Genomic DNA, 11,591 nt, shown 5'->3' with positions numbered 1-11,591 from the left:
GGGCGGGAAAGGGCGTAAGGGGCGGAGCCCTTGCTTCGACTTAGGTTAGCCTAACCTAAGTCGAGTGGATCAAACGCGGCCCCTTGCGTGACTGCCGTCACTCAGGTGCGCGGCAGCAAGGGCCGGTGGTCTCAGCCCTGTTCGCGGAGCTGTTCCTCCGTCAGCCCCTGGCGCCAGTAGCCGACGAAGGTGATGCGCCGCCGGTCGATGCCGCGCTCGCGCACGAAGTGCCGCCGCAGCGCCTTGACGCAGCCGGACTCGCCCGCGATCCAGACGTAGGGGCGCTCGGCGTCCGGCAGCCGCGCGTCCCGCAGGGTGGTCAGGGTGGCCTCGGGGCCGCCGGTGGCGTCCCGGACCAGCCAGGTGATCTCGGCGTCCGCCGCCGTCTCGAGGTCCTGCGCGTCCTCGGCGTGCGGCACTTCCAGCCAGACCCGGGCGCGGGTGCCGGCGGGCAGCGACTCGACGATCGCGCAGGCGGCCGGTACGGCGGTCTCGTCGCCCCAGATCACCACCAGGTCGGTGTCCTCGGGCGGCCGGAAGCGGATCGCCCGGTTGTCGGCGATCGCCGGGCCGAGCAGCAGGACGCGGTCCCCGGCGGTGGCGGCGGCGGCCCAGCGGGCGGCGGGGCCGGCCTCGAAGGCGGCGCCGGGTTCGACGCCGTGCAGCACGAAGTCGACGTCGATCTCGGCGGTGTCGCCGTCGGCGTCGCGCCGGAGCGCCCGCAGCGTGTACGAGCGCATCACCGCCCGTACGTCGTCCGGGAGTTCACGCCATGCCTGCCACCACCCGTCGCCCTGCTCCAGGGGCACCGCGGGCTCGGACTGGCCCGGGTGCGGCAGGAACAGCGACAGGGACTGGTCGCGGCCGTCCGAGTGGAAGGCGCTCAGGTCGTTCCCGGCGAAGGTGACACGGGTCAGAGACGGACCGAGCCGCCTCGTCCGTACGACCTGGAGGGAGAAGAAACGGAACGGGGCGGCTACGGCCGTCGTCATGGCGTGCTCCGGGAGACGGAGAAGGTCAGCCGACCTTCTTGGCGTTCTCGATGGCCTCGGCGAGGTTGTTCAGCAGTGGCGTGCACTTGTCGTAGGACAGGATCGGCTCGGGGGAACGGGCGATGACCTGGCCGGCCTTGACCGCCGGGAGCTGCTTCCAGGTGCCCTCGGTGATGTCCGCGGGCTGGATGGTGGAGGCGCGGTCGTCCATGATGATCACGTCGGCCGGGTGCTTGTCGACGTTCTCCCAGCTCAGGCTCTCGAACCAGCCGCCGGTCGCCTTCTTCGCCTCCTCCGAGGGCTCGACGAAGTTCACGCCGAGGGCCTTGAAGTACTCCAGGTCCACCGACAGGTTGGTGCCGGAGACGTAGAAGAGGTCGGCGCTCGCGGAGCCGGCCAGGACCCTGATCTCGGGCTTGGCCTTGGCGGCGGCGCGCAGCCGGGCGGCGGCCTTCTCGAAGGCGGCCTTGGCGTCGGTGACCTTCTTGGCCCTCATGTCGGCGCCCAGCGACTCGGCCAGCTCCCACATGCGCTGGAGCGGCTGGGTGAGCTGGCGGTCGAAGACCGAGACGGCCACGCTCGGCGCGAGTTTGGCGACCTTGTCCTTGGACTCCTCCGGGACCGACCAGAGGGTGCCCGCGGTGTCGAACGTCGTGGTGATGAGCACCTCGGGGGCGAGGGTCGCGTACTTCTCGACGTTGAGCTTGCCCCACTCGTTGCCGAGGACGGTGACCTTGTCGACGTCGAGGTCGCCGGCCTGGACGTCGGGCTTGCCGTCCTTGGTCGTGGTGGGCCCGAAGACGCCCTTGACCTGGACGCCGTAGTCCCAGAGGGCGGCCGCGACACCGGTGAAGGCGACGATGTTCTTCGGTACCGAGTCCAGCTTCACGGTCGTGCCGCGGTCGTCCTTGAAGGACCAGGGGCCGGACTTGCCGGCGCCCGCGTCGTCGCCCGAGCCGCTCTTCGCGTCGTCGTCCCCGCAGGCCGCGAGCGCGGCACCGAGGCCGAGGGCGCCGCCGGCGGCGAGGATTCCGCGACGGGTCGGGTGGGCAGCTCTGGCGTTGCGCATGGTGGTGACTGCTTTCGAACGGTGCGGAGCTCCGCGGGACAATTCGAGGGTAGGTTAGCCTAACCTCAGATCTTGTCCAGGGGTGGGGCCGTCCGGCCCCGCCCCGCGACGGCGTCCCGTCTCAGCTCACCAGCCCCAACTCCCGTGCGATCAGCATCCGCTGGACCTCGCTGGTGCCCTCGCCGATCTCCAGGATCTTCGCGTCCCGCCACATGCGGGCGACCGGGTACTCGTTCATGAACCCGTAGCCGCCGTGGATCTGGGTGGCGTCCCGGGCGTTGTCCACGGCCACCGTCGACGAGTACAGCTTCGCCAGCGCCGCCTCCTTCTTGAACGGCTCGCCCGTCACCAGGCGGGAGGCCGCGTCCCGCCAGGCGAGGCGGGAGGTGTGCGCCTTCATCTCCATGTCCGCGATCTTGAACTGGATGGCCTGGTTGGCACCGATGGGCTTGCCGAAGGCGTGACGTTCCTTCGCATACCTGACCGACTCGTCCACACAGCCCTGCGCGAGTCCCGTACCCAGCGCGGCGATGGCGATGCGTCCCTCGTCCAGGATGCGCAGGAACTGCGCGTAGCCGCGTCCCTTCTCGCCCAGCAGGTTCGCCGCCGGGACCCTGACGTCGGAGAAGGACAGCTCGCGGGTGTCCGACGCGTTCCAGCCGACCTTCGAGTACGGGGCGGCCACCGTGAAGCCCGGCGTGCCCGACGGGACGATGATGGCCGAGATCAGCGGCCGGCCGTCCGGCTTGCGGCCGGTGACCGCCGTGACCGTCACCAGGCCCGTGATGTCCGTGCCCGAGTTGGTGATGAAGCACTTGGTGCCGTTGATCACCCACTCGCCGGTCGCCTCGTCGAGCCGCGCCGTCGTCCGCGTCGCGCCCGCGTCCGAGCCGCCGTCCGGCTCGGTCAGGCCGAAGGCGCCCAGGATCTCGCCCGAGCACAGCCGGGGCAGCCACTCGCGCTTCTGCTCCTCGGTGCCGAACAGGTGGACGGGCATCGCGCCCAGCGAGACCCCCGCCTCCAACGTGATCGCCACCGACGAGTCGACCCGCGCCAGCTCCTCCAGGGCGATGCCGAGGGCCAGGTAGTCGCCGCCCATGCCGCCGTACTCCTCCGGGAACGGCAGCCCGAACAGGCCCATGCGGCCCATCTCGCGGACGATCTCGTACGGGAACTCGTGCCGCTCGTAGAAGTCGCCGATCTTGGGCGCCACGACGTCGTGGGCGAACGCCTCCACCGTGCGGCGGAGTTCTTCCAGTTCGGGGGAGAGCTTGTGGTCCATGGCTGTTCACTGCTCCTGGTGGGAGTCGGCGCCCGAGCCGGCGAGGGCTCGTACGGTGCGGGACGGGCTGGGTCGGCCCAGGTGGGCGGCCATCCAGACGCTGGTGGCGACGAGACGGCCGAGGTCGACGCCGGTGTCGATGCCGAGGCCGCGCAGCATCCACACGAGGTCTTCGGTGGCGAGGTTGCCGGTGGCGGACTTGGCGTACGGGCAGCCGCCCAGGCCGCCGGCGGAGGCGTCGACCGTCGTCACGCCGTGCCGCAGCGCGGTCAGCGTGTTGGACAGGGCCTGGCCGTAGGTGTCGTGGAAGTGCACGCCGAGCGCTTCCACGGGGACGCCCGCCTCGGTGAGCGCGGTGAGCAGGGCCCCGACGTGGCCCGGGGTCGCCACCCCGATGGTGTCGCCGAGGCTCAACTCGTCGCAGCCCATGTCCAGCAGGGCCCGGCAGACCCGCACCACCTGCGGGACGGGGACCGCGCCCTCCCAGGGGTCGCCGAAGCACATCGACAGGTAGCCCCGCACGTGCACGTCCGCCGCCTTCGCCCGCGCCACCACCGGCGCGAACATGGCCAGGGCCTCGTCCACCGTGCGGTTCAGGTTGGCCTTGGCGAAGGACTCCGTGGCACTGGCGAAGACCGCCACCCGCCGGGCGCCCAGCGCCAGCGCGCGGTCCAGGCCGCGCTCGTTCGGCACCAGGACGGGGAGGTCGACCGGCAGGTCCGCGACCGCCGGGAACAGCTCCTCCGCGTCCGCCAGCTGCGGCACCCACTCGGGGTGCACGAAGCTCGTCGCCTCGATGGTGGTCAGGCCGGTCCCGGCGAGGCGGCGGACGAACTCCGCCTTCACCGCCGCCGGGACGATCGCCTTCTCGTTCTGGAGGCCGTCTCGGGCGCCGACCTCGTGGATGCGGACGCGGGCGGGCAGGCCCTCGGCCGGCACCGTCATGGGCAGGACCGGGTCGGGGGTGCTCATGCCGTCTCCTCCTCTTCGTCCGCCACCGGGGTGATGACCGCCAGCACCTGGTCCATGGCGACCGTGGTGCCGGGCGCGACGTCCAGTTCGGCGACGGTGCCGGCGTGCGGGGCGGAGATGACGTGCTCCATCTTCATCGCCTCCACGACCAGCAGGCTCTGTCCGGCGGTCACCTCGTCGCCGACGGCGACCTTCACCACCGTCACCGTGCCCGGCATGGGCGCGGTGAGCGAGTCGGCGCCCGCGTGGGCGGAGCGGGTGAGTGACGCGGCGACCGGGTCGTGGTCGCGCACCTGCCAGGCGTCGCCGTCGCGGCCCAGCCAGTCGGCGACGCGGTGGAAGGTGTGCCGGACGCCGTCGAGGGTGACGGCCACCTGGTCGTCGGCGACGGTGTGGGTGCCGCGCGGGGAGTGCGTGACGGGGTCGAGCCCCGGCGCCCGCATCGGGAAGGCCGCCGGCTTCGGCTCGCCGCCCGTGCGCCAGCCGTCCGGCACCGAGAACGGGTCCGTCCAGCCGTCCCCGCGCGGACGCAGCGCGTCCAGCCGTACGGCCGCCGCCGCCTCGTACACCTCCTCCGGTACGTCCGTGGTGACCAGGCCGTCGGCCTCGCGCTCCACCAGCCCGGTGTCCAGGTCGCCCGCCACCACCGCCGGGTGCGCGAGCAGCCGCCGCAGGAACCCGGCGTTGGTCTGCACGCCCAGCGTCACCGTCCTGGCCAGGGCCGCCCGCAGCTTGCGCAGCGCCGTCTCCCGGTCGGGGCCGTACGCGATCACCTTGGACAGCATCGGGTCGTAGAGGCTGCCGACCTCGCTGCCCTCGCTGAGCCCGGAGTCGGTGCGTACCCCGTCGCCCTCGGGCTCGCGCAGCCGCAGCACCGTGCCGCCGGAGGGGAGGAAGCCGCGCGCCGGGTCCTCGGCGCACAGCCGGGCCTCCACCGCGTGCCCGGTCAGCCGGACGTCCTCCTGCGCGAAGCCGAGCGGTTCACCCGCCGCCACCCGCAGCTGCCACTCCACCAGGTCGAGGCCGGTGACCAGCTCGGTCACCGGGTGCTCCACCTGGAGGCGGGTGTTCATCTCCATGAAGTAGTACGACGACGGGTCGCTGCCCGGCACGATGAACTCCACCGTGCCCGCGCCCCGGTACCCGCACGAGCGCGCCGCCTGCACGGCGGCCTCGCCCATCGCGGCGCGGGTCGCCTCGTCGAGGAGCACGCTGGGCGCCTCCTCGATGATCTTCTGGTGCCGGCGCTGGAGGGAGCACTCGCGCTCGCCCAGGTGCACCACGTTCCCGTGGCCGTCGGCCAGGACCTGGATCTCGATGTGCCGGGGCCGGTCGATCCAGCGCTCCACGAGGAGCGTGTCGTCGCCGAAGGAGGCGCGGGCCTCGCGGCGGGCGGCGGCGATCTCGTCGGCGAGCACGGCGGCGTCCCGTACCAGCCGCATCCCCTTGCCGCCACCGCCGGCCGACGGCTTGAGCAGCACCGGGGTGCCGATCTCGCGGGCGGCGTCGGCGAGCTGGGCGTCCGTCAGCCCGCTGCCGCTGGAGCCCGGCACCACCGGCACCCCGGCCGCCCGCACCGTCTCCTTGGCCCGGATCTTGTCGCCCATCAGGGCGATGGCGTCGGCGGGCGGCCCGATGAAGACCAGCCCCGCCTCCTCGCAGGCCCGCGCGAACCCCGCGTTCTCGGCGAGGAAGCCGTACCCCGGGTGGACGGCCTGCGCGCCGGTGCGGGCGGCGGCCTCCAGCAGCCGCTCGGCGGACAGATAGCTCTCCGCCGCCGGCGCCGGGCCGATCCGTACCGCCTCGTCGGCCTCGCGCACGTGCCGCGCGTCCGCGTCGGCGTCGGAGAAGACCGCCACCGAGCGCACGCCCATCGCGCGCAGCGTCCGGACGACCCGCACCGCGATCTCGCCGCGGTTGGCCACCAGTACCGTGTCGAACATCAGGCTCCCCATCGAAGTCCCCTCCTCACATCCGGAAGACGCCGAACTGGGGGTCACCCAGCGGCGCGTTGGCACAGGCGGTCAGGGCCAGACCCAGCACCCGCCGGGTGTCGGCGGGCTCGATCACCCCGTCGTCCCACAGGCGGGCGGTCGCGTAGTAGGCGTTCCCCTGGCGCTCGTACTGCGCGCGGACCGGCGCCTTGAAGGTCTCCTCCTCCTCGGCCGGCCACTCCTCGCCGCGCGCCTCCAGCTGGTCCCGCTTGACCGTGGCCAGCACGGACGCGGCCTGCTCGCCGCCCATCACGGAGATCTTCGCGTTGGGCCACATCCACAGGAAGCGGGGTGAATAGGCCCGCCCGCACATCGAGTAGTTCCCCGCGCCGTACGAGCCGCCGACGACCACCGTCAGCTTCGGCACGCGCGTGCACGCCACCGCCGTCACCATCTTGGCGCCGTGCTTGGCGATGCCGCCGGCCTCGTAGTCCCGGCCGACCATGAACCCGGAGATGTTCTGCAGGAACACCAGCGGGATGCCGCGCTGGTCGCACAGCTCGATGAAGTGGGCGCCCTTCTGGGCCGACTCGGCGAACAGGATGCCGTTGTTGGCGACGATGCCCACCGGGTGGCCGTGGACGCGGGCGAAGCCCGTGACGAGGGTCTGCCCGAACTCCGACTTGAACTCGGCGAACCGGGACCCGTCCACCACGCGCGCGATGACCTCGCGGACGTCGTAGGGGGTGCGGGAGTCGACCGGCACCACGCCGTACAGCCCCTGCGGGTCGGCCTTCGGCTCGACGGCGGGCTCCACGCCCCAGGGGAGCGCGCCGCGCCGGGGCAGTGTGGAGACGATCTGCCGCACGATCCGCAGTGCGTGCGCGTCGTCCTCGGCCAGGTGGTCGGTCACGCCGGACACCCGCGAGTGGACCTCGCCGCCGCCCAGCTCCTCCGCCGTGACCACCTCGCCGGTGGCCGCCTTCACCAGCGGCGGGCCGCCCAGGAAGATCGTGCCCTGATTGCGGACGATCACGGCCTCGTCGCTCATCGCCGGGACGTACGCGCCGCCCGCCGTGCAGGAGCCGAGGACGGCGGCGATCTGCGGGATGCCGGCGCCGGACATCCGGGCCTGGTTGTAGAAGATCCGCCCGAAGTGCTCGCGGTCGGGGAAGACCTCGTCCTGCATCGGCAGGAAGGCGCCGCCCGAGTCGACCAGGTACAGGCACGGCAGCCGGTTCTCCAGCGCCACCTCCTGCGCCCGCAGGTGCTTCTTCACGGTCATCGGGTAGTACGTGCCGCCCTTGACGGTGGCGTCGTTGGCGACGACCACGCACTCCCGGCCGCTCACCCGCCCGATGCCGGCGATCACGCCGGCCGCCGGGGCCTGTCCGTCGTAGAGCCCGTCGGCCGCGAGCGGCGCCAGCTCCAGGAACGGCGATCCCGGGTCGAGCAGCGTGTCCACGCGGTCGCGCGGCAGCAGCTTGCCGCGCGCGGTGTGCCGGGCCCGAGCCCGCTCCCCGCCGCCGAGCCGGGCCGCGGCGAGCTTGGCCCGCAGCTCCTGAACGAGGACGCCGTGCGCCTCCTCGTTGGCCCGAAAGGCCTCGGACGCGGGATCTGCCGCCGTCGTCAGCTCCGGTGCCTCGTGCATCCTGCGGTCCCCTCACCCAGTGATCGACCAGTTAATGAGCGTTAACGCGTTTCCTTCAGGTTAACGACCGCTAACCTCCCTGTCTAGAATTGCTCCCATGGCCACCAGAACCGACGCCCCCACCCGCCGCGAGCAGATCCTCAAGGAGGCCGCCCGGCTCTTCGCCGAGCGCGGTTTCCACGGTGTCGGCGTCGACGAGATAGGCGCCGCGGTCGGCATCAGCGGCCCCGGTCTGTACCGGCACTTCGCCGGCAAGGACGCGATGCTCGCGGAGCTGCTGGTCGGGATCAGCGGACAGCTGCTGACGGGGGCCAAGCGGCGACTGGCGGAGGCCGAGGGGGTGACCGGCTCCGGGTCCGGCAACGCGGAGGCGGTCCTCGACTCGCTCATCGAGGGGCACATCGACTTCGCGCTCGACGACCGCCCGCTCATCACCCTGCACGACCGCGAGCTGGACCGCCTCCGGGACGCCGACCGCAAGATGGTGCGCCAGCTCCAGCGGCAGTACGTCGAGCTGTGGGTCGGGGTGGTCCGCGAGGTCTATCCGGCGGTCACGGAACCGAGCGCCCGCTCGGCCGTCCACTCGGTCTTCGGCCTCCTGAACTCCACGCCCCACCTGGGCCGCCCCGGCGCCCTCCCCGGCCGCGCGGTGACGTCGGAACTGCTGCACCGGATGGCCCGGGGGGCGTTCGCGGCCGTGGGGGAGTGACGAGGGTTACCCACGGCCCACTCTGGACGCCCCTCCCTACCCGCCGGTACGGTGAAGTCTGAGCAAGCGCTTAGATACGTACCCTGGAGGTGGCGCGGTGCGCCGTACGGTGTTCAACGAGGACCACGAGGCGTTCCGGGAGACCATCCGCGCCTTCATCGAGGCCGAGGTCGTCCCCGTCTACGACGAGTGGTTCGCCGCCGGCCAGGCGCCGCGCGACTTCTACCACAAGCTCGGCGACCTGGGCATCTTCGGCATCAACGTGCCCGAGGAGTTCGGCGGCGCCGGCATGGACAGCCACAAGTTCGAGGCCGTCCTCTACGAGGAGACCGCCCGCGCGGGCGTCCAGTTCGGCGGCTCCGGCGTGCACGTGCTGCTCGCCCTGCCCTACATCAAGATGCTGGCCACCGACGAGCAGAAGAAGCGCTTCCTGCCGAAGTTCGTCAGCGGCGAGGAGATGTGGGCCATCGCCATGACGGAGCCCGGCACCGGCTCCGACCTCGCGGGCATGAAGTCCACCGCCAAGCTCTCCGAGGACGGCACCCACTACGTCCTCAACGGCGCCAAGACCTTCATCACCGGCGGCGTGCACGCCGACAAGGTCATCGTCTGCGCCCGCACCGCCGCGCCCACCGCCGAGGACCGCCGCCACGGCATCTCGCTGTTCGCCGTGGACACCAAGTCCGAGGGTTACTCGGTCGGCCGCAAGCTGGACAAGCTCGGCCTGCGCACCTCCGACACCGCCGAGCTGGCCTTCGTCGACGTCAAGGTGCCCGTCGAGGACCTGCTCGGCGAGGAGAACAAGGGCTTCTCCTACCTCGGCCACAACCTGGCCTCCGAGCGCTGGGGCATCGCCTTCGGCGCCTACGCCCAGGCCAAGGCCGCCGTCCGGTTCGCCAAGCAGTACGTGCAGGACCGCACCGTCTTCGGCAAGCCGGTCGCCCACTTCCAGAACACCAAGTTCGAGCTGGCCGCCTGCCAGGCCGAGGTGGACGCCGCCGAGGCCGTCGCCGACCGCGCCACCGAGGCGCTGGACGCCGGTGAGCTGACCCCCGCCGAGGCCGCCAGCGCCAAGCTCTTCTGCACCGAGGTCGCCCACCGCGTCATCGACCGCTGCCTCCAGCTGCACGGCGGCTACGGCTACATGAACGAGTACCCGATCGCCCGCCTGTACGCGGACAACCGGGTCAACCGCATCTACGGCGGCACCAGCGAGATCATGAAGTCGATCATCGCGAAGAACATGGGCCTGTAGACCGGTCTGTAGACCACAGAATCACAGGACATGAGCGAAGCACTCCAGTCCCTCCTCGACCTGCTCGACCTCGAGCGGATCGAGGAGGACATCTACCGCGGCCACTCCCGCTCCGCCGTCGTCCCCCGGGTCTTCGGCGGGCAGGTGGCCGCCCAGGCGCTGGTCGCCGCCGGACGCACGGTCCCCGCGGACCGGCACGCGCACTCCCTGCACGCGTACTTCCTGCGCCCCGGCGATCCGGACGCCCCCATCGTCTACAACGTCGACCGGCTGCGCGACGGCCGCTCCTTCACCACCCGCCGGGTGGTCGCCGTCCAGCACGGCAAGCCGATCTTCGGCCTGTCGGCGTCCTTCCAGACGTACGAGGAGGGCCTGGACCACCAGGCCCCCATGCCGCCCGCCCCGGACCCGGCGACGCTGCCCACCGGCGAGGAGCGGCTGCGGAGCTACCCGCACCTGCCCGCCGACACCGTCGAACGGTTCCTGGAGGCCCGCGCCGCCATCGACCTGCGCTACGTCGACGACCCGCCGTTCGGCGACTTCGGCACCCCGCGCGACCCGCACTCCCAGGTGTGGTTCCGCACCAACGGCAAGCTCGCGGACGACCCCCTCCTGCACGTCGTCCTCGCCACCTACGTCTCCGACATGACGCTCCTCGACTCGGTGCTGCTCGCGCACGGGCGCGGCGGCTGGGCCGTCGGGGACGTGGTCGGTGCCTCGCTGGACCACGCCATGTGGTTCCACCGGCCGTTCCGCGCCGACGAGTGGCTGCTGTACGACCAGCAGTCCCCGTCCGCGTCCGGCGGCCGGGGACTGGGTCAGGCCCGGATCCACACCCAGGACGGGCGGCTCGCCATCTCGGTCGTCCAGGAAGGCGTGGTGCGCGTCCCCCGGGAGGCCTGAGGACGCGCGGCGGGCTACTTCAGCCCCGCCTCCGTCAGCAGGTAGGCCGTCATCGGGTCGTAGTAGCGCGGGCTGACCACGTGGTCGTCCAGCGGCACCGCGACCTGGAGGGTGCCCTCGGACTCTGCGAGGAAGAGGGCCGGGTCGTTGCAGTCCGCGTAGCCGACGGAGTCGACGCCGTGCTGGGCGGCGCAACCGGCCCAGCCGTGGTCGGCGACGACCAGGTCGGGCAGTGGGCGGCCCGCGCGCTCCAGGCCGGTGAGGATCGCCTTCATCGGCTCGCCGGAGTGGGTGTGCCACAGCGAGGCACCGTGCTCCAGCACGGCCACGTCCGCGAACTGCTGGACGTAACCCTCCTCCGTCGTCAGCCCCTCCGGGATCACGACGATCTCGCAACCGGCGGTGCGCAGCGCGTCGGCCGTGGCGCGGTGCACGTCGAGCAGCCCGCCCGGGTGGCCGGTGGCGAACAGCACCCGCTGCTCGCCGTCGGCGGCCTTGCGCAGCCGCCCCGCCATCCGCTCCAGCGCGGCCACCGTCAGCTCGGGGTCGATGGTGTCCTGGCCGTACCGGTATTCCGGGTCGTCGTTGACGCCGACCCGCTCCGCCATCACCGCGAGCACGTCCTGCTCGTCGGTCCAGCGGTCGCCCAGCTCCAGACCGAGCCAGAAGTTGCGGTCGCCGTTCGCCAGCTTCCGGTAGTGGGAGAGGTTGTTCTCGCGGGGCGTGGCCACGTCGCCCGCGATACGGGTTCTGACGAGGTGCTCGGCGAGTTCGGCGCGGCTGGGTGTCCCGGGTATCGGCATGACTCCCATTGTGAGGCAGCC

Annotated in this window: 10 protein-coding genes; 3 read left to right on the top strand and 7 right to left on the bottom strand. The window is 72.1% G+C overall.

The genetic code is table 11. The features are described 5' to 3' along the window. Window positions 1-131: 131 nt before the first annotated feature. The 6 genes from OIE75_RS13335 to OIE75_RS13310 form a co-directional block, all read right to left on the bottom strand. Window positions 132-992, bottom strand: coding sequence for a siderophore-interacting protein (locus OIE75_RS13335; protein ID WP_329470998.1), 861 nt, complete (start codon window positions 990-992; stop codon window positions 132-134). 25 nt (window positions 993-1,017) lie between these two features. Continuing rightward, window positions 1,018-2,061 (bottom strand): ABC transporter substrate-binding protein, encoded by a 1,044-nt coding sequence (locus tag OIE75_RS13330; protein WP_307012296.1) that lies wholly within the window; start codon window positions 2,059-2,061, stop codon window positions 1,018-1,020. A 121-nt stretch (window positions 2,062-2,182) separates the two neighbouring features. Further along, entirely contained in the window at window positions 2,183-3,343 is a 1,161-nt protein-coding gene (locus tag OIE75_RS13325) for an acyl-CoA dehydrogenase family protein (RefSeq protein WP_307012294.1), read from the bottom strand. 6 nt (window positions 3,344-3,349) lie between these two features. Continuing rightward, complete coding sequence (locus OIE75_RS13320; RefSeq protein ID WP_329470997.1) at window positions 3,350-4,315, bottom strand: hydroxymethylglutaryl-CoA lyase; 966 nt, start codon at window positions 4,313-4,315, stop codon at window positions 3,350-3,352. Further along, window positions 4,312-6,258, bottom strand: a complete 1,947-nt coding sequence (locus OIE75_RS13315; protein WP_329473981.1) for an acetyl/propionyl/methylcrotonyl-CoA carboxylase subunit alpha — start codon at window positions 6,256-6,258, stop codon at window positions 4,312-4,314. The genes OIE75_RS13320 and OIE75_RS13315 overlap by 4 nt, the downstream gene beginning before the upstream one ends. Before the next feature lie 25 nt (window positions 6,259-6,283). Then, entirely contained in the window at window positions 6,284-7,900 is a 1,617-nt protein-coding gene (locus OIE75_RS13310; RefSeq protein ID WP_307012289.1) for a carboxyl transferase domain-containing protein, read from the bottom strand. 97 nt (window positions 7,901-7,997) lie between these two features. On the opposite strand from OIE75_RS13310, the gene OIE75_RS13305 reads away from it, so the two are divergent. The 3 genes from OIE75_RS13305 (at window position 7,998) to OIE75_RS13295 (ending at window position 10,767) form a co-directional block, all read left to right on the top strand. Then, window positions 7,998-8,609, top strand: a complete 612-nt coding sequence (locus OIE75_RS13305) for an SACE_7040 family transcriptional regulator (protein ID WP_307012287.1) — start codon at window positions 7,998-8,000, stop codon at window positions 8,607-8,609. A 97-nt stretch (window positions 8,610-8,706) separates the two neighbouring features. Beyond that, the gene (locus OIE75_RS13300) at window positions 8,707-9,864 is read left to right on the top strand and encodes an acyl-CoA dehydrogenase family protein (protein WP_122619978.1); all 1,158 of its coding nucleotides are present in this window, start codon (window positions 8,707-8,709) and stop codon (window positions 9,862-9,864) included. Between the two features lie 30 nt (window positions 9,865-9,894). Continuing rightward, the gene (locus OIE75_RS13295; protein ID WP_329470995.1) at window positions 9,895-10,767 is read left to right on the top strand and encodes an acyl-CoA thioesterase; all 873 of its coding nucleotides are present in this window, start codon (window positions 9,895-9,897) and stop codon (window positions 10,765-10,767) included. A gap of 14 nt (window positions 10,768-10,781) precedes the next feature. Here the strand turns inward: OIE75_RS13295 and OIE75_RS13290 are convergent, their stop codons facing one another. Continuing rightward, the gene (locus OIE75_RS13290) at window positions 10,782-11,570 is read right to left on the bottom strand and encodes a phosphatase (RefSeq protein ID WP_307012283.1); all 789 of its coding nucleotides are present in this window, start codon (window positions 11,568-11,570) and stop codon (window positions 10,782-10,784) included. Between the last annotated feature and the right edge of the window lie 21 nt (window positions 11,571-11,591).

Origin of the sequence: Streptomyces sp. NBC_01723 (genome assembly GCF_036246005.1) — a bacterium.
GTDB lineage: Bacteria > Actinomycetota > Actinomycetes > Streptomycetales > Streptomycetaceae > Streptomyces.
The sequence above is the reverse complement of the archived record's forward strand: the minus strand, read 5'-3'. Positions and strand labels throughout refer to the sequence as shown.